Source organism: Streptomyces roseofulvus, assembly GCF_039534915.1.
Lineage (GTDB): Bacteria > Actinomycetota > Actinomycetes > Streptomycetales > Streptomycetaceae > Streptomyces > Streptomyces roseofulvus.
Genome location: NZ_BAAAWE010000001.1, coordinates 3,337,409 through 3,360,097, shown reverse-complemented (window position 1 = coordinate 3,360,097; position 22,689 = coordinate 3,337,409). Strand labels below are relative to the sequence as shown.

23 protein-coding genes are annotated in these 22,689 nt (G+C 74.1%); 11 read left to right on the top strand and 12 right to left on the bottom strand.

The window, feature by feature from the left end; genetic code table 11:
* Positions 1-13: 13 nt before the first annotated feature.
* A complete protein-coding gene (locus ABFY03_RS15395) occupies positions 14-916 on the top strand; it encodes a Bax inhibitor-1/YccA family protein (RefSeq protein ID WP_319007655.1) in 903 nt (300 codons plus the stop codon).
* 61 nt (positions 917-977) lie between these two features.
* Here ABFY03_RS15395 and ABFY03_RS15390 read toward each other — a convergent pair whose 3' ends face one another.
* Complete coding sequence (locus ABFY03_RS15390) at positions 978-1,538, bottom strand: TetR/AcrR family transcriptional regulator (protein WP_346170132.1); 561 nt, start codon at positions 1,536-1,538, stop codon at positions 978-980.
* A gap of 99 nt (positions 1,539-1,637) precedes the next feature.
* Here ABFY03_RS15390 and ABFY03_RS15385 point away from each other — a divergent pair, with 99 nt between their 5' ends.
* Both ABFY03_RS15385 and ABFY03_RS15380 read left to right on the top strand, forming a co-directional pair.
* Positions 1,638-2,510, top strand: a complete 873-nt coding sequence (locus ABFY03_RS15385; RefSeq protein WP_319007657.1) for an alpha/beta fold hydrolase — start codon at positions 1,638-1,640, stop codon at positions 2,508-2,510.
* A gap of 23 nt (positions 2,511-2,533) precedes the next feature.
* Complete coding sequence (locus ABFY03_RS15380; RefSeq protein ID WP_319007658.1) at positions 2,534-2,863, top strand: hypothetical protein; 330 nt, start codon at positions 2,534-2,536, stop codon at positions 2,861-2,863.
* A 72-nt stretch (positions 2,864-2,935) separates the two neighbouring features.
* On the opposite strand, the gene ABFY03_RS15375 is transcribed toward ABFY03_RS15380, so the two are convergent.
* From ABFY03_RS15375 to ABFY03_RS15365, 3 genes are all read right to left on the bottom strand, one after another.
* Complete coding sequence (locus ABFY03_RS15375) at positions 2,936-3,763, bottom strand: hypothetical protein (protein WP_346170131.1); 828 nt, start codon at positions 3,761-3,763, stop codon at positions 2,936-2,938.
* A gap of 385 nt (positions 3,764-4,148) precedes the next feature.
* Entirely contained in the window at positions 4,149-5,369 is a 1,221-nt protein-coding gene (locus ABFY03_RS15370) for an acetyl-CoA C-acetyltransferase (RefSeq protein ID WP_319007660.1), read from the bottom strand.
* Positions 5,370-5,481: 112 nt separating this feature from the next.
* Positions 5,482-6,552 (bottom strand): SGNH/GDSL hydrolase family protein, encoded by a 1,071-nt coding sequence (locus tag ABFY03_RS15365; RefSeq protein ID WP_346170130.1) that lies wholly within the window; start codon positions 6,550-6,552, stop codon positions 5,482-5,484.
* Positions 6,553-6,674: 122 nt separating this feature from the next.
* Here ABFY03_RS15365 and ABFY03_RS15360 point away from each other — a divergent pair, with 122 nt between their 5' ends.
* A complete protein-coding gene (locus ABFY03_RS15360; protein ID WP_319007662.1) occupies positions 6,675-8,063 on the top strand; it encodes a cystathionine beta-synthase in 1,389 nt (462 codons plus the stop codon).
* Between the two features lie 303 nt (positions 8,064-8,366).
* On the opposite strand, the gene ABFY03_RS15355 is transcribed toward ABFY03_RS15360, so the two are convergent.
* Positions 8,367-9,122, bottom strand: a complete 756-nt coding sequence (locus ABFY03_RS15355; RefSeq protein WP_346170129.1) for a DUF4232 domain-containing protein — start codon at positions 9,120-9,122, stop codon at positions 8,367-8,369.
* Positions 9,123-9,372: 250 nt separating this feature from the next.
* Here ABFY03_RS15355 and ABFY03_RS15350 point away from each other — a divergent pair, with 250 nt between their 5' ends.
* Positions 9,373-10,218 (top strand): MurR/RpiR family transcriptional regulator, encoded by an 846-nt coding sequence (locus ABFY03_RS15350; protein WP_319007664.1) that lies wholly within the window; start codon positions 9,373-9,375, stop codon positions 10,216-10,218.
* A gap of 31 nt (positions 10,219-10,249) precedes the next feature.
* Here ABFY03_RS15350 and ABFY03_RS15345 read toward each other — a convergent pair whose 3' ends face one another.
* The 6 genes from ABFY03_RS15345 to ABFY03_RS15320 all read right to left on the bottom strand — a co-directional run bounded on the left by ABFY03_RS15345 (position 10,250) and on the right by ABFY03_RS15320 (position 14,260).
* Entirely contained in the window at positions 10,250-10,621 is a 372-nt protein-coding gene (locus ABFY03_RS15345; protein ID WP_319007665.1) for a hypothetical protein, read from the bottom strand.
* Between the two features lie 42 nt (positions 10,622-10,663).
* A complete protein-coding gene (locus tag ABFY03_RS15340; protein WP_319007666.1) occupies positions 10,664-11,044 on the bottom strand; it encodes a roadblock/LC7 domain-containing protein in 381 nt (126 codons plus the stop codon).
* 41 nt (positions 11,045-11,085) lie between these two features.
* Positions 11,086-11,853, bottom strand: coding sequence for a transcriptional regulator (locus ABFY03_RS15335; protein WP_319007667.1), 768 nt, complete (start codon positions 11,851-11,853; stop codon positions 11,086-11,088).
* Positions 11,850-12,257: a hypothetical protein gene (locus ABFY03_RS15330; RefSeq protein ID WP_319007668.1), complete on the bottom strand. Its 408-nt coding sequence runs from the start codon at positions 12,255-12,257 to the stop codon at positions 11,850-11,852. Before ABFY03_RS15330 ends, ABFY03_RS15335 begins: the two co-directional genes overlap by 4 nt.
* A gap of 177 nt (positions 12,258-12,434) precedes the next feature.
* Positions 12,435-12,902 (bottom strand): SRPBCC family protein, encoded by a 468-nt coding sequence (locus ABFY03_RS15325; RefSeq protein WP_319007669.1) that lies wholly within the window; start codon positions 12,900-12,902, stop codon positions 12,435-12,437.
* Between the two features lie 32 nt (positions 12,903-12,934).
* Positions 12,935-14,260 (bottom strand): type III PLP-dependent enzyme domain-containing protein, encoded by a 1,326-nt coding sequence (locus ABFY03_RS15320; protein WP_319007670.1) that lies wholly within the window; start codon positions 14,258-14,260, stop codon positions 12,935-12,937.
* Positions 14,261-14,453: 193 nt separating this feature from the next.
* On the opposite strand from ABFY03_RS15320, the gene hutU reads away from it, so the two are divergent.
* The 5 genes from hutU to ABFY03_RS15295 all read left to right on the top strand — a co-directional run bounded on the left by hutU (position 14,454) and on the right by ABFY03_RS15295 (position 20,730).
* A complete protein-coding gene (gene hutU / locus ABFY03_RS15315) occupies positions 14,454-16,130 on the top strand; it encodes a urocanate hydratase (protein ID WP_346170128.1) in 1,677 nt (558 codons plus the stop codon).
* Positions 16,131-16,147: 17 nt separating this feature from the next.
* Complete coding sequence (locus ABFY03_RS15310; RefSeq protein ID WP_319007701.1) at positions 16,148-17,338, top strand: allantoate amidohydrolase; 1,191 nt, start codon at positions 16,148-16,150, stop codon at positions 17,336-17,338.
* Positions 17,329-18,666: a formimidoylglutamate deiminase gene (locus tag ABFY03_RS15305; RefSeq protein ID WP_319007672.1), complete on the top strand. Its 1,338-nt coding sequence runs from the start codon at positions 17,329-17,331 to the stop codon at positions 18,664-18,666. The genes ABFY03_RS15310 and ABFY03_RS15305 overlap by 10 nt, the downstream gene beginning before the upstream one ends.
* Before the next feature lie 60 nt (positions 18,667-18,726).
* Positions 18,727-19,896 (top strand): imidazolonepropionase, encoded by a 1,170-nt coding sequence (gene hutI / locus ABFY03_RS15300; RefSeq protein WP_346170127.1) that lies wholly within the window; start codon positions 18,727-18,729, stop codon positions 19,894-19,896.
* Between the two features lie 84 nt (positions 19,897-19,980).
* A complete protein-coding gene (locus tag ABFY03_RS15295) occupies positions 19,981-20,730 on the top strand; it encodes a hypothetical protein (RefSeq protein WP_346170126.1) in 750 nt (249 codons plus the stop codon).
* A gap of 3 nt (positions 20,731-20,733) precedes the next feature.
* Here the strand turns inward: ABFY03_RS15295 and ABFY03_RS15290 are convergent, their stop codons facing one another.
* Positions 20,734-21,369 carry a phosphotransferase gene (locus tag ABFY03_RS15290; RefSeq protein WP_319007675.1) on the bottom strand — a complete coding sequence of 212 codons (636 nt, stop codon included), beginning with the start codon at positions 21,367-21,369 and terminating at the stop codon, positions 20,734-20,736.
* Positions 21,370-21,479: 110 nt separating this feature from the next.
* Here ABFY03_RS15290 and ABFY03_RS15285 point away from each other — a divergent pair, with 110 nt between their 5' ends.
* A complete protein-coding gene (locus tag ABFY03_RS15285) occupies positions 21,480-22,571 on the top strand; it encodes a GNAT family N-acetyltransferase (protein WP_346170125.1) in 1,092 nt (363 codons plus the stop codon).
* Positions 22,572-22,689 lie beyond the last annotated feature (118 nt).

The following is a 22,689-nucleotide window of genomic DNA, read 5'->3' as shown; positions in this document are numbered from 1 at the left end:
ATGGAGGAGTGAGATGAGGAGCAGCAACCCGGTCTTCTCGCGACGGGGGTTCAGCCGCGACAACGGCTACGCGGGCTTCAACGCGCAGCAGCCGCAGGCCGGGGGCCCCGCCGTCGGAGCCAACCCGTACGCGACCGGCAACCCGTACGCGGACGGTGCGACCAACCCGTACGCCACCAACCCCTACGCGCCGCAGGACGTCCAGACGGGCGCCCCGCAGCAGGCCCGCGGCAACGTGATGACGATCGACGACGTCGTGAGCCGTACGGCCATGACGCTCGGTACGGTCGTGCTCACCGCTGTCCTGTCCTGGCTCCTGCTGCCGGTCGACCCGGCGAACCTCGGCAAGTCCTACGGCATCGCCATCGGCGCCGCCCTGGTCGCCCTGGTCCTGTCGCTGGTGCAGTCCTTCAAGCGCAAGCCGTCGCCGGCGCTCATCCTGGGCTACGCGGCCTTCGAGGGCGTCTTCCTCGGTGTGATCTCCGCGGCCGTCTCGACCTACATCGCCGACGGCGTGGTCATCCAGGCGGTCCTCGGCACGATGGCGGTCTTCGCCGGTGTGCTCATCGCCTACAAGATGGGCTGGATCCGGGTCAACCGCCGCTTCACCGGCTTCGTGATCGCCGCGGCCATGGGCTTCATGCTGCTCATGGTGGCCAACCTGCTCTTCGCGGTCTTCGCCGGCGGTGACGGCCTCGGCTTCCGCAGCGGTGGCCTCGGCATCCTCTTCGGTGTCATCGGCATCATCCTGGGCGCCTGCTTCCTGGCCCTCGACTTCAAGCAGGTCGAGGACGGCGTGACCTACGGCGCGCCGCGCGAGGAGGCCTGGCTGGCCGCCTTCGGTCTCACCATGACCCTGGTGTGGATCTACCTGGAGATGCTGCGTCTGCTGTCGATCCTGCAGGGCGACGACTGACGCACCCCGTGACGGGGGAAGGGCCCGTCCGGCTTCGCGCCGGGCGGGCCCTTCCGCGTGCTCAGGGGCGCGCCGCGTCGAGCAGGACGCGGGCCGCCGCCTTCGCCTGGGCGGCCGGCTCCGCGGAGCCGGTGATGCCCGCGATCGCCATGGCGCCGTTGGCGAGCAGGGCCAGCTGGTCGGCGAGCTCCCGCGGGGCGCCCAGGGCGTCGGTCTGCTCCGCGAGGTAGCCCCGCAGGGCCTCCTTGTGGTCGCGGGCGATCGCGGCCACGGACGGGGTCACCCCGCCCAGCTCCCCGAAGGCGTTGATGAAGGCGCAGCCGCGGAAGCCGGGCTCCGCGAACCAGTCGCCGAGCCAGTCGAAGACCGCCAGGACGCGTTCGTACGGCCCCTCGGCGGTCCGGGCGCCGTGGGCGGTCAGCGAGCCCCTGACGGCCTCGTCCCGGCGCTTCAGGACCGCCTCCACGAGCAGTTCCTTGGACGGGAAGACCTGGTACAGCCGCTTGAGCGAGACGCCGGACGCGGAGCGGATGGCGTCCATGCCGACGGCCTGCACCCCCCGTTCGTCGAAGAGCCGCTCCGCGGTGTCCAGCACCCTCAGCCCGGCGGTTTCCGCATCCATTCGCTCACCCCTTGCGTGGAGAACCATCGTTCTCCTACTCTACAGGGCATCGGGAGAACGACCGTTCTCCCGATCGGAGACCAGAACGGGGAGTCAGCCATGTCCAGCTTCGCCCTGCGCGCCCACACCGTCACCGTCGACGGGCTCGACGTCTTCTACCGGGAGGCCGGCGACCCGGCCAACCCCACCCTCGTCCTGCTGCACGGCTTCCCGTCCAGCTCGCACATGTACCGGGGGCTCATCGCCGAGCTCGCCGACTCCTACCACCTGATCGCCCCCGACCACATCGGCTTCGGCGCCTCCGCCGCCCCGGCCGTCGAGGACTTCGCGTACGGCTTCGAGAAGCTCACCGAGATCACCCTCGGACTCCTCGACCGGCTCGGCGCGGAGCGCTTCGCGCTCTACATCCAGGACTACGGCGCCCCCATCGGCCTGCGGATCGCCTCCCGGCACCCCGAGCGCGTCACCGCGATCGTCACCCAGAGCGGCAACGCCTACCTGGAGGGCTTCACGCCCTTCTGGGACGTCCTCTTCGCCCACGCCGAGGACCGGGCCGCCCACGAGCCGGCGGTACGCGAGCTGCTCACCGCCGAGGCCACCCGCTGGCAGTACACCCACGGCGTCCCCGCCGACCGGCTCGACCGGATCGCCCCCGAGACCTGGACCCTGGACCAGGCCGGCCTCGACCGGCCCGGCAACAAGGAGATCCAGCTCCAGCTCTTCTGGGACTACCAGTTCAACCTCGACGGCTACCCGGCCTTCCAGGAGTACTTCCGCACCCACCGGCCGCCGCTGCTCGCCGTCTGGGGGCGCAACGACGAGATCTTCGGCCCGGCCGGTGCCGAGGCCTTCGCCCGGGACCTGCCCGACGCGGAGATCCACCTGCTCGACGCCGGGCACTTCGCGCTGGAGACCCACGGCGAGGAGATCGCGGCCCTGGTCCGCGACTTCCTCGGACGCCACGCGAAGTGACCGGCCCCGGTAGGGTCGGGCGCGTGCTGGATACGAGTGACCTGACCGCCGCCGTGGAACGTTTCGCCGACCGGCTGCGGGCGGCCCCGCAGAGCCGCCTCCAGCAGGGGGCGGCGGCGGAGGGGCTGGCGCTGGCGCGGGAGCTGGCGGTGCGGGCGCAGGCGGTGGAGACACCCGGCTCCGAGCCGCGGATCATCCCCGACGCCGGGGTCTTCGTCGTGGCCGACCAGCTCGCGGTCGCGGGCGCGGACCTGGCCGAGGCACTGCGGACGGCCCCGTCCCCGTCCCGCGAGCGGGAACGGGACGAGGCCGTGGCGCTGGTGCGCGAGGCGCGGGAGCGGTCGGGGCTGTAGCGGCGGCGGGGCCTCCCGGCGGGGTCCGCGCGGGGCAGGCCCCCAGGGCCTCGCAGCGCGGAGCCCGGTCGATCAGAGGGACGCGATCACGCGGTCCGCGAGGATGTAGACGTTCTCCTCGTCCGACTCGCCGTACGAGAACGTCAGGGCGAACGCGCCCGAGACGCCCGAGCCGCCCAGGAGGACCGGCGTGCGGCCCGCGCGGAGGGCCTCCGCGAGGCGCTCCGCGGTCTCGCGGTGGCCGGGGGTCATGCAGAGCGTGGTGCCGTCGGCGAAGACGTACACGTCGAGCGTGCCCAGCGGGCCCGGGCGGACGTCCGTGAGGGCAGTGGCCGTGTCGGCCAGCTCCTCCAGGCGCGCCACCGTGCGCTCGTGGTCCGTGACGACCGGCGTCTGCACCGGCACGAAGTCCGGGTGCGAGGGGTGCCGGCGGCGGGCGGCGGCCAGCTCGGGCGAGTCCTCCGGGTACTCCGGGAAGTCGTCCGCCGGGTCGATGATGCCGTCGAGCGCGGCCGCCTCGGCCTCCATGGCCTCCAGCGCCATCGCCTCCAGGCCCACGAGGTCCGTCTGGCGCGGGACGAAGAGGCCGCCGGCCTCCTCGCCGGCCGGGCCGCCGAGCAGGGCGGAGGGCGCGTCGGCCGCGTCCCGGGCCTCCTGCGCGGCCCAGAAGGCCCGCGCCTCGGCGAGCTCGCGCTCGCGCTCCTCGGCCAGCGCCTCCGCGACCGCGGCCCGTATCTCGGCGGCGGGCGTGGCGCGGGCCGCGGGGACCGTCACGCCGTGGCCGGCGGCCAGCTCGGTGCGCAGGGCGGTGACCTCCTTGCGGAGACCCCGCACGTGGTGCAGGGCAGCGGCGCCCACGGCCGTGGCAGCGGCCGTGGTCAGCAGCAGGGCAAGAGACATGGCGCTCACTGACGTACTCCCGGTTCGAGTCGATCCCCCGACTTCCTACATCAGCTTGTCGTGGGGTGGGGCTGCCTGTCAGTGCATTACGTCACGAAATGGACAGGTATTTCGGCCGGGTGTTTAGTCCCGAAATGGCTCTGACCTGGGAAAACGAACTCCCCCGGGATGTAGGTCACATCCTGGGGGAGATTCGGTCACGGCTCGGACGCGGTGAGGTTGACGCGCTCGGCGCGTGGAGAGGCCGCCCTCGTTCCTCGGGCGGCCCCTACCCTCCGCTGCGGCTCAGCTCAGCCGCTCGACTCTTCTGTCGCGCTGAGCTTCGCCTTCGCTGCGGGCAGGTGCCGCCCTCGTTCCTCGGGCGGCCCCTACCCTCCGCTGCGGCTCAGCTCAGCCGCTCGATGACCATCGCCATGCCCTGGCCGCCACCCACGCACATCGTCTCCAGGCCGAACTGCTTGTCGTGGAACTGGAGGCTGTTGATCAGGGTGCCGGTGATGCGGGCGCCCGTCATGCCGAAGGGGTGGCCGACGGCGATGGCGCCGCCGTTGACGTTGACCTTGTCCAGGTCGAAGCCGAGGTCCCGGTAGGAGGGGATGACCTGCGCGGCGAACGCCTCGTTGATCTCGACCAGGTCGATGTCGGAGGTGGTCAGGCCCGCGCGCCGCAGGGCCTGCTTCGACGCCTCGACCGGGCCGAGGCCCATGATCTCGGGGGAGAGGCCGGAGACGCCGGTGGAGACGATCCGGGCGAGCGGGGTGAGGCCCAGCTCGCGCGCCTTCGTGTCCGACATGATGACGAGCGCGGCGGCGCCGTCGTTCAGCGGGCAGCAGTTGCCGGCGGTGACCAGGCCGTCGGGGCGGAAGACGGGCTTCAGGCCGGAGACGCCCTCCAGGGTGACGCCCGCGCGCGGGCCGTCGTCGGCGGAGACGACGGTGCCGTCCGGGAGGGTCACCGGGGTGATCTCGCGCTCCCAGAAGCCGTTCTTGATGGCCTGCTCGGCGAGGTTCTGCGAGCGGACGCCGAACTCGTCCATGTCCTGGCGGGTGACGCCCTTCCAGCGGGCGAGGTTCTCCGCGGTCTGGCCCATGGCGATGTACGCGTCGGGGACGAGGCCGTCCTCGCGCGGGTCGTGCCAGGTGGAGCCCTCGGAGGCGGCGACCTCGGCGGTGCGGGCCTCGGCGTCGGCGAAGAACGGGTTGTGCGTGTCGGGCAGCGAGTCCGAGTTGCCCTTCACGAAGCGGGAGACCATCTCGACGCCGGCCGAGATGAAGACGTCGCCCTCGCCCGCCTTGATCGCGTGCAGCGCCATCCGCGAGGTCTGCAGCGAGGAGGAGCAGTAACGGGTGATGGTGCAGCCCGGCAGGTGGTCCATGCCCATCTGCACGGCGACGATCCGGCCCAGGTTGTTGCCCTGCTCGCCGCCCGGGAGGCCGCAGCCCAGCATCAGGTCGTCGATGTCGCGCGGGTCCAGCTCGGGGACCTTGGCCAGCGCGGCCTGGATGATCGTGGCCGTGAGGTCGTCGGGGCGCAGGTCCTTCAGGGAGCCCTTGAAGGCCCGGCCGATGGGGGAACGGGCGGTCGAGACGATCACGGCTTCGGGCATCACGGCTCCAGGGGGCTGGTGGGCGGTCGGACTCACTGGGAAGTTACCCGTACGTACCGGGCGGGGTCACCGGGATCGTCATGTGATGCGGACCTCTTTTCTAAGCGCTTGCTCAGGGTTGCGGGGAGTCCTGCGGCAACGGCTCCCCGTGACCGCCCGGGGCCCCCGCCGCGGAGCCGTCCTCCACCGCCCCGGCCTCCACCGCCTCGGCCGCCCCGGCCGGCTCCGTCAGCCGCCGCCGGCGCCGGTGCTTCAGCAGCGCCCACGGCGCCCGGGCCCCGGTCACCTCCGTGCCCGCCTGCTTCGCCGCCTCGGCCGCCGCCTTCGCCACCGGCAGCATGTCCTCGCGGCGCCCCGGCTCCACGCGGTCCGGTTCCGGCCACACGCCGAGCGAGGCGCACAGCGTCGGCAGCACCGCCATCGCCGCCGTCGCGTACCCCTCCGCCGACGGGTGGAAGAGGTCCACCCCGAACATCTCCCGCGGGTTCGCCGCGAACTCCGGGCCCAGCAGGTCGCCCAGCGACACCGTCCGCCCGCCCTGCTCCACCACCACGATCGTCTGCGCCGCCGCCAGCTGCCGCGAGGCCCGCCGGGCCAGCCAGCGCAGCGGCTGGTAGACCGGCTCGATCGTGCCCAGGTCCGGGCAGGTGCCGACGACCACCTCCGCGCCGGCCGTCCGCAGCCGCCGCACCGCCGCCGCCAGGAGCCGTACCGACTCCGTCGCCGGCATCCGGTGCGTCACGTCGTTCGCCCCGATCATGATCACGCAGACGTCCGGGGGGCCCAGCGGCTGCGCGAGCAGCAGCGACACCTGCCGCTCCAGGTCGTCCGAGCGGGCCCCGGAGAGCGCCACGTTCCGCAGCGCCACCGGGCGCTCCGCGACCGCCGCGAGCCCCGAGGCCAGCAGCGCGCCCGGGGTCTGACCCGCCCGGCGCACCCCCTGGCCCGCGGCCGTCGAATCACCCAGAAGGGCCAGCCGCAGCGGGTCCTCGGTGCCGTACGCCCTGCCGTACAGACCGTCCACCGCGGGTGGCAGGGGAGCCGTCCCGGTGCCCACCGTCCGCTTCGCGAGCTGCGCCTCCGCCAGCACGATCCCGACCGCGGCCACGCCGATCAGACCGATGCTCCCGCCGCCGTACGCCGCTCCCGCCGCGATCCGGCGCGCCACCCTCGCCCTGGACATCGGGGACGCCACCTCCTTCGAGCCGTACAGGCCCTTCTCGCCGTTCAGGGTCTAACTGCCCCGAAAGGCGTCCCGACTACGCATACGCTGGCCACACCATTACGGAGACCCCGGAGAACACGGTGCAATTCCACGACTCGATGATCAGCCTCGTCGGCAACACCCCGCTGGTGAAGCTCAACAACGTGACGGCAGGCCTTCAGGCCACCGTCCTCGCCAAGGTGGAGTACTTCAACCCCGGCGGGTCGGTCAAGGACCGCATCGCCCTGCGCATGATCGAGGCGGCCGAGCAGAGCGGCGAGCTGAAGCCCGGCGGCACCATCGTCGAGCCCACGTCCGGCAACACCGGCGTCGGCCTGGCGATCGTGGCCCAGCAGAAGGGCTACAAGTGCATCTTCGTCTGCCCGGACAAGGTGTCCCTCGACAAGATCAACGTGCTGCGGGCCTACGGTGCCGAGGTGGTCGTCTGCCCCACCGCCGTCGACCCCGAGCACCCGGACTCGTACTACAACGTCTCCGACCGCCTGGTCCGCGAGACCCCCGGCGCCTGGAAGCCCGACCAGTACTCCAACCCGAACAACCCGCGCTCGCACTACGAGACCACCGGTCCCGAGCTGTGGGAGCAGACCGAGGGGAAGATCACCCACTTCGTGGCGGGCGTCGGCACCGGCGGCACCATCTCCGGCACCGGCAACTACCTGAAGGAGGTCAGCGGCGGCAAGGTCCAGGTCGTCGGCGCCGACCCGGAGGGCTCCGTCTACTCCGGCGGTTCCGGCCGCCCCTACCTGGTCGAGGGCGTCGGCGAGGACTTCTGGCCCACCGCCTACGACCGGAACGTGACGGACCGGATCGTCGCGGTCTCCGACAAGGACTCCTTCCAGATGACCCGCCGCCTCGCCAAGGAGGAGGGCCTCCTGGTCGGCGGCTCCTGCGGCATGGCCGTCGTCGCCGCCCTGGAGGTCGCCAGGGACCTCGGCCCGGACGACGTCGTCGTCGTCCTGCTGCCGGACTCCGGCCGCGGCTACATGTCGAAGATCTTCAGCGACGAGTGGATGGCCGGTCACGGCTTCCTGGAGGACACCACCACCGCCACCGTCGCCGACGTGCTCCGGCACAAGGAGGGCGGCCTGCCCTCGCTCGTCCACATGCACCCGGACGAGACCGTCGGCCAGGCCATCGAGGTGCTGCGCGAGTACGGCGTCTCCCAGATGCCCATCGTGAAGCCGGGCGCGGGCCACCCCGACGTGATGGCCGCCGAGGTCGTCGGCTCGGTCGTCGAGCGGGAGCTCCTGGACCACCTCTTCACCCAGAAGGCGAAGCTGGAGGACCCGCTGGAGGACCACATGTCCGCGCCGCTGCCGCAGGTCGGCTCCGGCGAGCCGGTCGCCAGCCTGATGTCCGTCCTCGGCGAGTCCGCCGACGCCGCCATCGTCCTCGTCGAGGGCAAGCCCACCGGTGTCGTCAGCCGCCAGGACCTGCTGGCCTTCCTGGCCAACGGCGGCGCCAAGTAGCACCCGGCGGGTGCCGGCGGGGGCCGGCGCGGGCGTTCGCGCAAACGGTACGAGCGTGACACGTCCGCGCAGCACCCGCTTAACACGCGTCCGGCAGAGTGTTCCTCGTCGGCGTCACGGAACCTCCGGAGCGGCTCCCGGACCTCTGAAGACGCCACGGACGCGGAGACCGGCCCTGACCCGGGCCCGTGTCCCCCGCGGGGACCGCCGTCGTCCCGCCCCCCAGTGATGGGGGTGCGGCGGTCCCCGCGTCAGTCTTTCCGGCGCCGGTCCTCCCGGCGCCGGTTCTCTTCCTCCCGGCGTTCAGAGCAGGCTGATCGGGCGCATCGCCAGGCCTTCGGTGCCGGCCCAGCCGTTGAGGCGGGCGGCGTCGTCGACGGAGACGGTGTCGAGGCCGTCCGGCAGGTCGAAGATCAGCGTGCCGGCCAGTTCGGTGCCCTCGCCGGCGACCAGGGTGGCGGTGAAGCGGTCGGACTGGTCGTACTCGGCCTCGCCGCCCTCGTCGTTGCCGAAGACGTACAGGCCGGCGTAGGCCTTGCCGCCGCCCTCGACGACGACGGGCTCGGTGTCCGGCTCGCCGAGGGTCTCCACGATCGGGGCGTCGTTGCCGGCCTTGAGCCGCAGCACCGGGGCGTCGTTGAGGACGCACGGCTTCCTGGTGTTGTTGGTGACGGTCAGCAGGAAGTGGCGGGGGGTCTCCCCGGCCGGGTCCTGGAGCTCGACCTCGGTGTTCAGGTCGGTGGCCCGGCAGTCCGGGTGCTCGGTGCCGTTGCCGCCGCCGGTCTCGCCGCTGTCCCCGGTGCCGGTCTCCGTGGCCGAGGGGGTGCCGGCCGGGGTGGCCGTGCCCGTGCCCGTCCCGGAGTCGGTCGTGGGCGCGGTGGGCTCCGGGGCGCCGGTCGCCGTCGCGGACGCGGTGGGCCGCGGCGGGGCGGCGGCGTCGCCGTCGTCGTCGGACTGGCAGGCGGTGACCGTCAGCAGGGCCGCGGCCACGGTCGCGCCCAGCACCGCGGCGCGCAGCCGGCGGCGCGGTGAACGGGCTGTGGGCATGGTCGAGTTCATGTCGTTTCCTCTTCCCCCGTGACCGGCCCGCGGCCGGTCGTCGTGTCGGCGACACGGCTATTGTTGCCACCGGGGCGGGACCGCTCACCGGCGTGCGGCGTTTGTTACAGCCCTCGCACGAACCGGACGTCATGGCGTGACCATGACCGCTTGCTTCCGCTTCTCCGTCGCTTCGTCCCTCCCTTCCGCCCCACCCTCTGCATATCCTTATGCAGACAGGGTCAGGGATGAATGGATGAAGGGGGACGGCATGAGCGACAGCCCGGCCGGGCGGCTCCAGGCGCTCTTCGAGGGGCACCGGCTCACGCCCACCCAGCGGCGGATCGCCCACTGCATGGTCCGGCGGGCCGCCGACGCGCCCTTCCTCTCCAGCGTCGAGCTCGCCGAGCTGGCCGGCGTCAGCCAGCCCTCCGTGACCCGCTTCGCGGTCGCCCTCGGCTTCGACGGCTACCCCGCGCTCCGCCGCCATTTGCGGGAGGTCGCGCCGCCCGAGCGGCCGGCCGCCGCCGAGGAGGACGCCGGGCACAACGCGTACCAGCAGGCCGTCCTCGCCGAGATCGAGAACCTCCGGCACCTCGCGGGGCTGCTCGCCGACCCGGCGCCCGTGGAGCGTGCCGGGCGGCTGCTCGCCGGCTCGCGGCCGCTGCTCGTCCTCGGTCTGCGCGCGGCCTCCTCGCAGGCCCGCGGCTTCGCCTACTTCGCCGCCAAGGTGCACCCGGACGTCCGGCTGCTCGACGAGGGCGGCTCGATGCTCACGGACCGGATCGACGCGGCCGTACGGGCCGGGGCCACCGCGCTGCTCTGCTTCGCGCTGCCCCGCCACCCGCGCGAGGTCGTCGAGGCGCTGGAGTACGCGCGGACGGCCGGGCTCCTGGTGGTGACCGTGGCCGAGTCCGCGTTCGCGCCCGTCGCCGCCCACTCCGACCTGCTCATCCCGGCCGCCGTCGGCACCGGTCTCGCGTTCGACACCGCCTGCGCGCCGATGCTCCTCGGCCGGGTCCTGCTGGAGGCCATGGCGGACGAACTGCCCGACGCGCAGGCGCGGCTGGAGCAGTTCGACGCGAAGGCGGCGGAGCGGGGCCTCTTCGTGGAGTGAGCGGCGGGCTCCGTGGCGCGGCCGGGGCGGGTCACACCTCCAGCTCGGCCTCGATCTTCTTCAGCTGGTGGCGGGCCATCGCCAGGTTGGCCCGGTCCTTCGAGAGGGCCAGGTACAGGAACAGGCCGCCGGTGCCGCGGGCCTTCAGCAGCCGGATGAGGTGGTACTGGGTGCCGAGGGTGATGAGGATGTCCTCGATCTCCTCGTTCAGGCCCAGCATCTCCATCGTCCGGACCTTGGCTCGGACGACGTCGGTGTTGCCCGCGGCGGCGACGGTGAGGTCGAGTTCCTTGCCGCCGCCGATGGTGCCGAGCGCCATGCCGCTGGTGTAGTCGACGAGGGCGGCGCCGATCGCGCCCTCGATCGCGGCCGCTTCCTTGAGGGAGGCTTCGGTGTTCGCCATGGTGTGCTCTCTCTTCTTCGTACGGGACGGGTGAGGGGTGGGTCAGAGGTTCAGGGCGCCGTCGACGAGTTCGCCGATGCGGGTGCTGGAGCGGCGGGCCTCCAGGTGGAGCCGGCCCACGTTGATGCGGGGCTCGGCGAGCAGGGTGAGGACGGCGGAGCCGCCCGCCGCGTAGGTGGCGACGTAGCCGTCCTCGCCGCGCACGAGCAGTTCGCGGAAGCCGCCCTGGCCGGTGGACTCGGTCAGCCGCCGGCCGACGCCCAGCGCGGCGGCCGTCAGCGCGGCGACGCTCTCGGCGGCGCCGTCCACGGTGTCGTGGGCGAGGACGAGTCCGTCGGCGCTCGCGGCGAGCGCCCCGGTGAGCTGCGGCAGCCGGGCGCGCAGGCGTCTGAGCTCGCCGAGCACCTCGGCTTCGGCTGTCATCAACTGTCTCCTCTCGGCGCGCAGGCGCAGAGCACGCCTCATCACAGGTGTGCCTCCAGGGCGTCACGGAGCCGGCGCAGCAGGGCGATGTCGGGGTCGGACACCGGGGGGACCGGTGACCACTCCCGGGCGGGCGGTGCGGGGGTGGCGTCGGGGGGCGCGTCGAGCGGCGTCTCGACGAGTCCGGCGGCGGCGAGCCGGCGGACGTCGAGGAGGGTGTGGAACGCGGGGCGGCCGAGGAGCCGGGCCAGCTCGGCGGGGGTGCGGACCCCGTCGGCGGCGGCGAGCAGGGCGCGGCGGCGGGCGCCGACGCCCTGGCCGGGGGCGGCCGGGCGCGGTACGACGGGGGCGGTGTCGACGGAGGCGTACGGCCAGACGGCGTCGAGGAGTTCGCGGCGGCGGAGGGTCTCGCGCTCGACGGCCTCGGCGGAGACCGGGCGGACGGTGCCGAACCAGTGGCCGACGCCGTACCGGAAGCGGGTGGGGCCGCTGGTGGGGGAGAGGGCGAAGAAGGCGGCGTCGAAGACGGCGCCGAGGTGGCATATCTCCAGTTCGCCGTCGCGCAGCCGGCCGCTGTCGACGAGGAAGCGGCCGACGGCGCGGTGGGCGCCGGCCCGGTCGACGGCCTCGTCCCAGCCTTCCCGGGGGAGCCGTCCCGCGGTGGTGAGCAGGACGTCCATGCCGGGGGCGGCGGGGCTCTCGGCGTGCACGACGCGGCCGTCGACGAGGTAGAGGGTGCCGTGGTCGCGCAGCAGGGCGCCGGTGGCCCGCTCGGCGGCGAGCCGGACGAGCATCGGGGAGACGCTCATCCGAGGACCAGTCTCTCGGCGAGGTCGCCGAGGCGGATGCGGGCGAGGGCGAGGTTGCCGGTGTCGCGGTCGAGCCAGAGGTGGAGGAAGACGCTGGAGTCGAAGGAGGTCCGGACGAAGCGGAGGACGTGGTAGCCGGCGCGGGTGGTGACGATGAGGTCCTCGACGGGCGGGGTGCCGTCGGCGGCGGCACCCCCGGGGTCGTCGCCGGAGGTGGTGAAGGAGTCGAATTCGGCAGCGGCGCGGGCGAGTTCCGCGGTCTCGGCGGCGGTCGTCTCGTGGTCGCCGACCGGTGACTCGCCCGCGGTCCCGAGTGCGAGGCCGCTGTTCCAGTCGACCAGGGAGGCACCGCGAGCACCCGGCAGGGTCATGGCCTCCATGAGGCACTCGTCGATTCCGGGCACGCGGGTTCCCCTCCCGATACGGCGTGCGAGCAACGGCAGTGACGGTGACGTTACTGAACGGCGCCGTGCCGGGGAGTGGTTCTGGCATTTTCCATCGGAACATGCCCGAAGGAGGCCGGAATTGGGCCAAGCTGGAGGGTGGACCGCCGGACGGGGCGGGCTTGCGGGGCCGGCGGCTCAGTAGCGGGACTCGACCGCCCGCGCGATGTCGTCCAGGTCCTTCGCGAGCGCCCTGGAGACGGCCTTCGCGCCGAAGCGGGCGAGGAGACGGGCGACGAGGCCGGGCGCGCGTCCGCCCGCGGGGCGGGCGGAGAAGGACATCCGCAGCACGCTGGCGTCCGGCCCGTCGGGGCGCAGGGAGAGCTCGGAGACGTAGTGCATGCCGTGCGAGTCGGCGACCGTCACGTACCGGTCGGGCGGCTCGCACTCGGTCACGGTCATCTCCTCGGTGGCTTCCTTGCCGAGCATCCGCCGGGTCTCCCGCCAGCGGGTGCCCACGCCGAAGCCGCCCTCGGTGAGCACCTCGACGCTCTGGACGCCGGACAGCACCCGGGGCATGTCCGGCAGGTCGGTGATCGACTCCCAGACGCGGCCGGGCGAGGCGGCGACCCGGCGCTCCACGACGACGGTTGTGGTGGTGGTCATGGCTCCATCGAAGCCGCGGGGTACGCGCGGCGCTACCGGACGAGCGCGTCGGCGTACGCGCCGCCGGCCTCGGCGACGATCTCCTCGGGGGTCTGCGCGGGGCGGACGAGGGCGAAGGAGACGGTGCCGTCGTCGGCGACGGTGAAGCCGTGCACGGCGGGGCGGGGCAGGCTGTTGTAGGCGTAGTGGTGGGCGAAGGCGTACGCGCCGGTGTCCGGGACGGCGACCACGTCGCCCGGGTGGAGCAGCGGCAGGGCGCGGCCGGCGGCGAGCAGGTCGCCGGAGAAGCAGGCGGGGCCGGCGATGTCCTGGACGGCGACCTCGTCGGTGCGGGGGCGGCCCTCGGGGTCGTACGCGAGGATCCGCAGCGGCCAGGCCTCGGGGGCGTACACGGTCCGGGTGGCGAGCTGGACGCCGGCGTGGGTGACGGCGATGGGGCGGCCGCCGGAGGTCTTGGTGTACTCGACGCGGGTGAGGACCGTGCCGTGCTTGGCGAGCAGGGAGCGCCCGAACTCGGTGACCAGGCGGTAGCGCCCGTCGAGCAGGCCGGGGACGGTGGCGGCGAGCAGCCGGGCGTAGTCGGCGTAGGAGGGGGTCTCCTCCTCGGAGGAGAAGTTGACCGGGAGGCCGCCGCCGATGTCGAGGGTGTCGATCTGCGGCCGGCCGGCCTTGGCGTTGATCTCCTCGGCCAGGTCGTGGGCGGCCCGGACGCCTTCGGCCATCAGGGTGAGCGGGATGCCCTGGGAGCCGGTGTGGGTGTGCAGCCGGGTGAGCCAGGGGCGGTCCAGGTAGGCCTGGACGACGGCCTCGCGGGCGCCCTCGTCGCGGAGCGCGATGCCGAACTTGGAGGTGGCGGTGGCGGTGGAGGTGGAGCCGATGGCGCCGGCGCCGATCTGCGGGTTGACCCGCAGGCCGAGCGGCGAGGCGGTGGGGGCGGAGGCGACGAGGGCGTCGATCCGGGCCAGTTCCTGGAGGTTGTCGGCGTTGACGGCGATCCCGAGGGCGAGGGCCTCGCGGAGTTCGGCGGGGGTCTTGGCGGGCGAGTCGAGGACGGTACGGGACGGGGGCAGGCCGGCGGCGCGGGCGAGGGCCAGCTCGCCGGGGCTGGCCACCTCGGCGCCGAGTCCGGCGTCGGCGAGGAGGCGCAGGACGGGGACGAGCGGGGCGGCCTTCACGGCGAAGGCGTGCAGCACCCCGGCCCGGGTGACGGCGGCGAAGGCGCTGGTCAGGGCGGCGGCGGAGGCGCGGATGCCGGCGGTGTCGAGGAGGGCGACGACGGGGGCGGCGGGGGTGAGGAGCCCCTGGGCGACGGCGGCTCGGACGGCGAGGTCACGGCGATGGGAGGCCATGGGGTCCATCCTGGCGGCCCCGGCGCCGCCCGTCACCGGGGCGTACGGCGGGGATCCGGGCGCGGTGTCCCCGGCGCGCGGCGCCCGTGCGGAGGCGGCCGGATTCCGCCGGTCCGCGGGGGGTGCGGGCCGCGCCCTGTTGACTACAACTATTCATCAGGTCAGGATGTGAATATCTGAACGACATTCGAGGAGGCACGCCATGTCAGGACCCCGCCCCGTACGGGCCCCGCGCGGTACGGAACTGAGCGCCCTGGGATGGCAGCAGGAGGCCGCCCTCCGGATGCTCCAGAACAACCTGGACCCCGAGGTCGCCGAGCACCCCGACAAGCTCGTCGTCTACGGCGGCACCGGCAAGGCCGCCCGCGACTGGCGCTCCTTCGACGCCATGGTCCGCACCCTGCGCACCCTCAAGCAGGACGAGACCATGCTGGTCCAGTCCGGCCGCCCGGTCGGCGTCATGCAGACCCACGAGTGGGCGCCCCGCGTCCTCATCGCCAACTCCAACCTGGTCGGCGACTGGGCCAACTGGGAGGAGTTCCGGCGCCTGGAGGCCCTCGGCCTCACCATGTACGGCCAGATGACGGCCGGCTCCTGGATCTACATCGGCACCCAGGGCATCCTCCAGGGCACCTACGAGACCTTCGCCGCCGTCGCCGCGAAGAAGTTCGGCGGCACCCTGGCCGGCACGATCACCCTCACCGCCGGCCTCGGCGGCATGGGCGGCGCCCAGCCCCTCGCCGTGACGATGAACGACGGCGTCGCGATCTGCGTCGACGTCGACCCGCGCGCCATCGAGCGCCGCATCGAGCACCGCTACCTGGACGTGAAGGCCGACGACCTGGCCCACGCCCTCCAGCTCGCCGTCGAGGCCCGCGACGCCCGCCGCCCGCTCTCCATCGGCCTCCTGGGCAACGCCGCCGAGCTGGTCCCGCAGATGCTCGCCGAGGGCGCCCCGATCGACATCGTCACCGACCAGACCTCGGCCCACGACCCGCTCTCCTACCTGCCGGTCGGCGTCGCCTTCGAGGACATGGCCGACGCGGCCGCCAAGGACCCGGCGGGCTTCACCGCCCGGGCCCGCGAGTCCATGGCCCGGCACGTCGAGGCCATGGTCGGCTTCATGGACGCCGGCGCCGAGGTCTTCGACTACGGCAACTCGATCCGCGGCGAGGCCCAGCTGGCCGGCTACGACCGCGCGTTCGCCTTCCCCGGCTTCGTCCCCGCGTACATCCGCCCCCTCTTCTGCGAGGGCAAGGGCCCCTTCCGCTGGGCGGCCCTCTCCGGCGAGGCGTCCGACATCCACAAGACGGACAAGGCGATCCTCGACCTCTTCCCCGAGAACGAGTCGCTGCACCGCTGGATCAAGATGGCCGGCGAGCGCGTCCACTTCCAGGGCCTCCCGGCCCGCATCTGCTGGCTCGGCCAGGGCGAGCGCGACAAGGCCGGTGCCATGTTCAACGACATGGTCGCCGACGGCAGCCTCGCCGCCCCCCTCGCGATCGGCCGCGACCACCTCGACTGCGGCTCCGTCGCCTCCCCGTACCGCGAGACCGAGGCCATGCTCGACGGCTCCGACGCCATCGCCGACTGGCCGCTGCTCAACGCCATGGTGAACGTCGCCTCCGGCGCCTCCTGGGTCTCCATCCACCACGGCGGCGGCGTCGGCATGGGCCGCTCCATCCACGCCGGCCAGGTCTCCGTCGCCGACGGCACCAGGCTCGCCGGCGAGAAGATCCGCCGCGTGCTCACCAACGACCCCGGCATGGGCGTCATCCGGCACGTCGACGCCGGCTACGACATCGCCGAGCGCGTCGCCGACGAGAAGGGCGTCCGCGTCCCCATGCGCGAGGGTGCCGGCGACGAGGCGTCCGCGTGAGCGACAGCTTCCACGCCATGTGGCGGTCGCTGCGGCCCCTCGGCCGCAGCGCCGCCACCGGCGGCTACCGCCGCTACGCCTGGACCGGGGCCGACGCCGACTGCCGGCTCTGGTTCCGGATGCAGGCCGAGGCCCGCCGCCTGGACGTCGAGACCGACCGCAACGGCAACCAGTGGGCCTGGCTCGGCGACCCGACGGCCGGCGACGCCGTCGTCACCGGCTCCCACCTGGACTCCGTCCCCGACGGCGGCGCCTTCGACGGCCCCCTCGGCGTCGTCTCCGCCTTCGCCGCCCTCGACGAACTCCGCGCCCGCGGCGTCTCGTTCAAGCGGCCCCTCGCCATCGTCAACTTCGGCGACGAGGAGGGCGCGCGCTTCGGCCTCGCCTGCGTCGGCTCCCGCCTCACCGCCGGCCGGCTGACGAAGGAGCAGGCGTACGAGCTCCGCGACGCCGACGGCATCACCCTGCCGCAGGCCATGGAGGCGGCCGGCCACGACCCCGAGGGGATCGGACCGGACCCCGAGCGGCTGGCCCGGATCGGCGCCTTCGTCGAGCTCCACGTCGAGCAGGGCCGCGCCCTCGACCTGTCCGGCGACGCCGTCGGCATCGCCTCCGCCATCTGGCCGCACGGCCGCTGGCGGTACGACTTCGCCGGCGAGGCCAACCACGCGGGCACCACCCGGCTCGTGGACCGCCGCGACCCGATGCTGACGTACGCCGAGACCGTCCTCGCCGCCCGCCGCGAGGCCGAACTCGCGGGCGCCGTCGCCACCTTCGGGAAGATCGCGGTCGAGCCGAACGGCGTCAACGCCATCCCGTCGATGGTCCGCGGCTGGCTCGACGCCCGCGCCGCCGACCAGGGCTCCCTGGACGCCGTCACCGCCGGCGTCGAGGCCGCCGCCCGGGCGTACGCCGACCGGCACGGCATCGACCTCGCCGTCGTCCAGGAGTCGTACACCCCGGTCGTCGACTTCTCGCACACCCTGCGCGACGAGCTGAGCCGCGTCCTCGGCGAGAAGACGCCCGTCCTCGGCACCGGCGCCGGACACGACGCGGGCATCCTGTCCGAGTCGATCCCGACCGCCATGCTGTTCGTACGGAACCCCACCGGCGTCTCGCACTCCCCGGCCGAGTTCGCGGCCGAGGACGACTGCGTCGCCGGGGTCCGCGCACTCGCCGACGTACTGGAGGAGCTGGCGTGCCGCTGACGACGTACTGGCTGGAGCACGCCTGGCTCGGCACCCACGCCGAGCCGGGCGTCGCCCTGGACGTGAAGGACGGCCGCATCGCCGCCGTCCGCACCGGCGTGGACACCCCGCCGCCCGGCGCGGTCGTGCTGCGCGGTTTCACGATCCCGGGCCTCGCCAACGCCCACAGCCACGCCTTCCACCGGGCCCTGCGCGGCACCGTCCAGGTCGGCTCCGGCACCTTCTGGACCTGGCGCGAGGTCATGTACGGCGTCGCCCAGCGGCTCACCCCGGACGGCTACTTCGCGCTCGCCCGGGCCGTGTACGCCGAGATGGCGCTGGCCGGCATCACCGCGGTCGGCGAGTTCCACTACCTCCACCACGCCCCCGGCGGCACCCCCTACGACGACCCCAACGCCATGGGCGAGGCCCTGATCGCGGCGGCGCGGGAGGCGGGCATCCGCATCACCCTCCTCGACACCGCCTACCTCTCCTCCGGCTTCGGCGCCGCCCCGGAGCAGCACCAGCTCCGCTTCTCCGACGGCACGGCCGAGAAGTGGGCCGAGCGGGTCGGCGCGCTGAAGGACCGGGACGGCGTACGCGTCGGGGCGGCGATCCACTCCGTCCGGGCGGTCCCCGCCGACCAGCTCTCCACGGTCGCCCGCTGGGCCGAGGAGCGGCAGGCCCCGCTCCACGTCCACCTCTCCGAGCAGACCGCCGAGAACGAGGCGTGCCAGGCCGCCCACGGCGTCACCCCGACCCGGCTCCTCGCCGACCACGGCGTCCTCGGCCCGCGCACCACCGGCGTCCACAACACCCACATGACCGACGCGGACATCGCCCTCGTCGGCTCCACCTCCACCGGCACCTGCATGTGCCCCACCACCGAACGCGACCTCGCCGACGGCATCGGCCCCGCCGTCGCCCTCCAGAAGGCCGGCTCCCCGCTCTCCCTCGGCAGCGACAGCCACGCCGTCATCGACCTCCTGGAGGAGGCGCGCGCCATGGAGCTGAACGAGCGGCTGCGCACCCACGTCCGGGGCCACTGGACCGCCGCCGCGCTGCTCCGCGCCGCCTCCGCCGACGGCCACGCGGCCCTCGGCTGGGCGGACGCCGGCGCCCTGGAGACCGGCGCCCTCGCCGACTTCACGACGATCGCCCTCGACTCGGTCCGCACGGCCGGCCCGGTCCCGCGCCTGGCCCCGGAGACGGCCGTCTTCGCGGCGAGCGCGGCCGACGTCCGGCACGTGGTCGTCGGCGGCCGCACCGTCGTCCGCGACGGCGCCCACGTCTCCGTACCGGACACGGCGACCGCCCTGACGGACGCGATCTCCGCCCTCAGAAGCTGACCGCAGGGTTGTGCCCACCCGCCCGCACCCGAACCGACCGCCCCCCACCGGAGCGCACCCATGACGACGACGCTGATCACGAACATCCGCAGCCTGGTCACCAACGACCCGGCCCTCGGCGACGGCCCCCTCGGCCTCGTCGAGGACGCCGCCCTCGTCCTGGACGGCGAGACGGTCGCCTGGGCGGGCCCGGCGGCGCAGGCCCCGGCCGCCGACCACCGCGTCGACGCCGGGGGCCGCGCCGTCCTCCCCGGCTTCGTCGACTCCCACTCGCACCTCGTCTTCGCCGGCGACCGCACCGCCGAGTTCAACGCCCGCATGTCCGGCCGGCCTTACGAGGCCGGCGGCATCCGCACCACGGTCGCCGCCACCCGTGCCGCCACGGACGCCGAACTCTCCGCCAACGTGGCCCGGTTCATGCGGGAGGCGCTCCGCCAGGGCACCACCACCTTCGAGACCAAGTCGGGCTACGGCCTGACCGTCGAGGACGAGGCCCGCGCCCTGCGCATCGCCGCCGAGCACACCGACGAGGTCACCTACCTCGGCGCCCACATCGTCTCCCCGGACCACGCCGACGACCCCGCGGCCTACGTCGACCTGGTCACCGGCCCGATGCTGGACGCCTGCGCCCCGTACGCCCGCTGGGTCGACGTCTTCTGCGAGAAGGGCGCCTTCGACGGCGACCAGGCCCGTGCGGTCCTCACCGCCGGCATGGCCAGGGGCCTCCTCCCGAGGATCCACGCCAACCAGCTCTCGTACGGCCCCGGCGTGCAGCTCGCGGTGGAGCTGGACGCGGCGAGCGCCGACCACTGCACCCACCTCACGGACGCCGACGTCGACGCGCTGGCCTCCGGGAACACGGTGGCGACGCTGCTGCCGGGCGCGGAGTTCTCGACCCGCGCCGCGTGGCCGGACGCCCGCCGCCTCCTCGACGCGGGCGTGACCGTGGCGCTCTCCACGGACTGCAACCCGGGCTCCTCGTTCACCTCCTCGGTCCCCTTCTGCATCGCCCTCGCCGTCCGCGACATGGGCATGACCCCCGACGAGGCCGTCTGGTCCGCGACGGCGGGCGGCGCGGCCGCCCTCCGCCGCACCGACGTCGGCCGCCTGGCGCCCGGCACCCGCGCCGACCTCACGGTCCTCGACGCCCCCTCCCACGTGCACCTCGCCTACCGGCCCGGCGTGCCGCTGGTGGCGGAGGTGTGGCGGAGGGGCGCGCGCGTCGTGTGACGCAGCGACAACTGAGTGACTCGCACGGGGCGTTGAGTAGGCGTACTCATGTGGGCGGTTCGGGGCCGGCCGCATGATTCCGGCATGCCCACTTCGAAGCACCTCCTCCGGTCCCTCGCCCTCACCGCCACCGCCCTCGGCGCGCTGACCCTCACCGCCTGCGGCACGCAGAACGCCGGCGCCGCGCGGAACGCCGCCGAGCCCGCCGCCGCGGCGGCCGTCACCGCGAGCCCGTCCCCGCGGATGCTCTCCGGCAAGGACCTGGAGAGACACCCCGACCCGGTGGTGCGGGCCGAGGCGCTCGCCGTCCGCCTCGCGAACACCTGCGCCCCGGGCACGGCGATGGAGCTGCCCCCGCTGCCGGAGGTCGCGAACGTCGCGGAGACGGTGCCGGGGACGCCCCCGGCCGCCGAGGAGCCGCCGACCCCGGCCCAGCCCCCGGCCTCCGCCGACGCGCCCGCCGACCTCCCCTCGGACCTGCCGCCGCCCCAGCCCGAGGCCCCCGTCTCGCTCGACGAGGTGCCGCTGGCCGACGTCGACCGGTGCGTCGCGGACGCGCACGCCGACCGCATCCGCGCGGCCTTCACCGCGGCCCCGGCCGACGAGGCCGCGCTGCGGAAGACGCTGACCGGTCTCGACTACCTGCCGGAGACCGTCCACCGGATGCCCGGCGACGCCCTGGAGTTCCGGATCGACCTCCGCGAGCTCTCCCCGGGCGACTCCCTGGCCCTGGAGGTCACCGCCACCGGCACGGGCGTGCGCGTCGACGCCTTCGGCGCCCCCACGGCGGACACCCCGGAGATCACCGAGATCCGCCGCAAGCAGGGTGCCTGACCGTCACCCGGTCAGCGACCGCACCAGCTCCTCCGCCGCGCCGAGCGCGCCGACCTCCGCCGCCGTCAGGTGCGGGTCGGCGGCCCGGCGCGCCCGCGCCTCCGCGAGCAGCAGCGGGCCGGCCGAGGCCGCGAGCAGGGCGGCGAGTCCCGCCCGGGCGCCGGGGGCGTGCGGGGCGGCGGAGACGGCGACCTCGGCGAGGATCAGCGCCGACATCGCGCGGTCGAGCCCCGGCTCCGCGTCCTCCTCCGCCGTGCGCCAGTCGATGACCACCGGGCCCCGGTCCTCGGCCAGCACCACGTTCCCCGGGTGCAGGTCCAGGTGGACCACCCGGCCCGGCAGCGCGTGCAGCCGGTCCAGCAGGCCGGCCAGCAGCACCCCGGCCGTCTCGGGCTCGTACGCCCCCGCCAGCAGCGCGTCCATCAGCGAAGGGCCCCGCAGCCGCTCCAGGACCAGATCGGGCCCGGCCGCCTCCCGTACCGCCGGGACCGGATAGCCCGCGTCGGCCAGGCGAGCCATCAGCCGTGCCTCGCGGGCGGTGCCGCCGCCGTCCCGGTAGCGGCGCAGCACCCAGCGCCCGTCGTCGCCGACCGCGTACACGTCCGCCGAACGCCCCTGACCCACAAGCCTCTTGCTCACCAAAGTCCCCCTCCGTGATCCAAAGGGCGAGTATGCCTGCCGGGGAGGGGTTCGGGCCGGTACCGTCCTGTCCTGGCAGTACTCAGGGGGATGACCGGGGGGTCGGCTAGGTGAGTGCTTGGCGTGTGCGGAGCGTGCGGCCGGGGGAGCTGGGCGAGCGCGAGATCGAGGCGTGGCGGGAACTGAGGGCCAAGTCGGGCGCCCCCGCCAACCCCTTCATGGAACCGGAGTTCACCCTCGCCGTCGGCGCCGTACGGCCCCGCGCGCGGGTCGCGGTGTGGTGGGAGGACGGCGAACCCGTCGGGTTCTTCCCGTACGAGAAGGGCCCGCTGGGCCGCGGCACCGCCATCGGGTTCGGCGTCTCCGACAGCCAGGGCGGCGTCTTCCGCCCCGGACTCCGGCCCGCCGCCCGGGCCGTGCTCCGCGCCTGCGGCCTCGTCGTCTGGGAGTACGACAACCTGGAGGCCGGCCAGCCCGTCTTCGAGGGCGCCGCCCACGAGTCCTTCGCCTCGCCGGTCATCGACGTCGGCGAGGGGTACGCGGCGTACGAGGCGCTGCTGCGCGCCCAGTCGCCGAAGTTCCTCAGGACCACCCTCGCCAAGGAGCGGAAGCTGGGCCGGCAGGCCGACGGCGAGGTCCGGTTCGTCTTCGACGAGCGCGACCCGGCCGCCCTGCGCACCCTCATGGCGTGGAAGTCCGCCCAGTACCGCAGGACCGGCCGCGGCGACCGCTTCGCCCAGGAGTGGATCAGCACCCTGGTCCGCCGCCTCCACGAGCAGCGCACGCCCGGCTGCTCCGGCGTCCTGTCCGTGCTGTACGCCGGCGACCGCCCGATCGCCGCCCACTTCGGCCTCCGGTCGGCGACCGTCCTGTCCTGCTGGTTCCCCGCCTACGACCCCGCGTACGCCAAGTACTCGCCGGGCCTCGTCCTGCACCTCCGGATGGCCGAGGGCGCGGCGGCGGCCGGCATCGGGACGCTCGACCTCGGGCGGGGCGCCGCCGAGTACAAGGACTCCCTGAAGACCGGGGACGTCACCGTGTACGAGGGCGCCGTCGCCCGCCCCGACCCGCGCACCGCCCTGCACTGGCTGCGCCGCGAGCCCGTCCGCGCGGCCCACGCCTACGTCCGCGACCGCCCGGCCCTGGCCGCCCGCGCCCGCGAAGCCCTGAACACCGTCGCCCGCCTGCGCGGAGACCGCTAGCGCGTGGTGGTCGTGGGCAGGTCCCGCAAGGCGGGACGGGCGGGCGCAACCGCCCGCCGGCCCGCACCCGGACACGAACCGTACGTCCCTGGGGGACCCCGTTGAACCAGAAGCAACC

What these genes read in the sequence shown, in the direction of transcription:
- ABFY03_RS15395 (WP_319007655.1), top strand. Translation starts at nt 14, where the DNA reads ATGAGGAGCAGCAACCCGGTCTTCTCGCGACGGGGGTTCAGCCGCGAC.
- ABFY03_RS15390 (WP_346170132.1), bottom strand. Translation starts at nt 1,538, where the DNA reads ATGGATGCGGAAACCGCCGGGCTGAGGGTGCTGGACACCGCGGAGCGG.
- ABFY03_RS15385 (WP_319007657.1), top strand. Translation starts at nt 1,638, where the DNA reads ATGTCCAGCTTCGCCCTGCGCGCCCACACCGTCACCGTCGACGGGCTC.
- ABFY03_RS15375 (WP_346170131.1), bottom strand. Translation starts at nt 3,763, where the DNA reads ATGTCTCTTGCCCTGCTGCTGACCACGGCCGCTGCCACGGCCGTGGGC.
- ABFY03_RS15370 (WP_319007660.1), bottom strand. Translation starts at nt 5,369, where the DNA reads ATGCCCGAAGCCGTGATCGTCTCGACCGCCCGTTCCCCCATCGGCCGG.
- ABFY03_RS15365 (WP_346170130.1), bottom strand. Translation starts at nt 6,552, where the DNA reads ATGTCCAGGGCGAGGGTGGCGCGCCGGATCGCGGCGGGAGCGGCGTAC.
- ABFY03_RS15355 (WP_346170129.1), bottom strand. Translation starts at nt 9,122, where the DNA reads ATGAACTCGACCATGCCCACAGCCCGTTCACCGCGCCGCCGGCTGCGC.
- ABFY03_RS15350 (WP_319007664.1), top strand. Translation starts at nt 9,373, where the DNA reads ATGAGCGACAGCCCGGCCGGGCGGCTCCAGGCGCTCTTCGAGGGGCAC.
- ABFY03_RS15345 (WP_319007665.1), bottom strand. Translation starts at nt 10,621, where the DNA reads ATGGCGAACACCGAAGCCTCCCTCAAGGAAGCGGCCGCGATCGAGGGC.
- ABFY03_RS15340 (WP_319007666.1), bottom strand. Translation starts at nt 11,044, where the DNA reads ATGACAGCCGAAGCCGAGGTGCTCGGCGAGCTCAGACGCCTGCGCGCC.
- ABFY03_RS15335 (WP_319007667.1), bottom strand. Translation starts at nt 11,853, where the DNA reads ATGAGCGTCTCCCCGATGCTCGTCCGGCTCGCCGCCGAGCGGGCCACC.
- ABFY03_RS15325 (WP_319007669.1), bottom strand. Translation starts at nt 12,902, where the DNA reads ATGACCACCACCACAACCGTCGTCGTGGAGCGCCGGGTCGCCGCCTCG.
- ABFY03_RS15320 (WP_319007670.1), bottom strand. Translation starts at nt 14,260, where the DNA reads ATGGACCCCATGGCCTCCCATCGCCGTGACCTCGCCGTCCGAGCCGCC.
- hutU (WP_346170128.1), top strand. Translation starts at nt 14,454, where the DNA reads ATGTCAGGACCCCGCCCCGTACGGGCCCCGCGCGGTACGGAACTGAGC.
- ABFY03_RS15310 (WP_319007701.1), top strand. Translation starts at nt 16,148, where the DNA reads ATGTGGCGGTCGCTGCGGCCCCTCGGCCGCAGCGCCGCCACCGGCGGC.
- hutI (WP_346170127.1), top strand. Translation starts at nt 18,727, where the DNA reads ATGACGACGACGCTGATCACGAACATCCGCAGCCTGGTCACCAACGAC.
- ABFY03_RS15295 (WP_346170126.1), top strand. Translation starts at nt 19,981, where the DNA reads ATGCCCACTTCGAAGCACCTCCTCCGGTCCCTCGCCCTCACCGCCACC.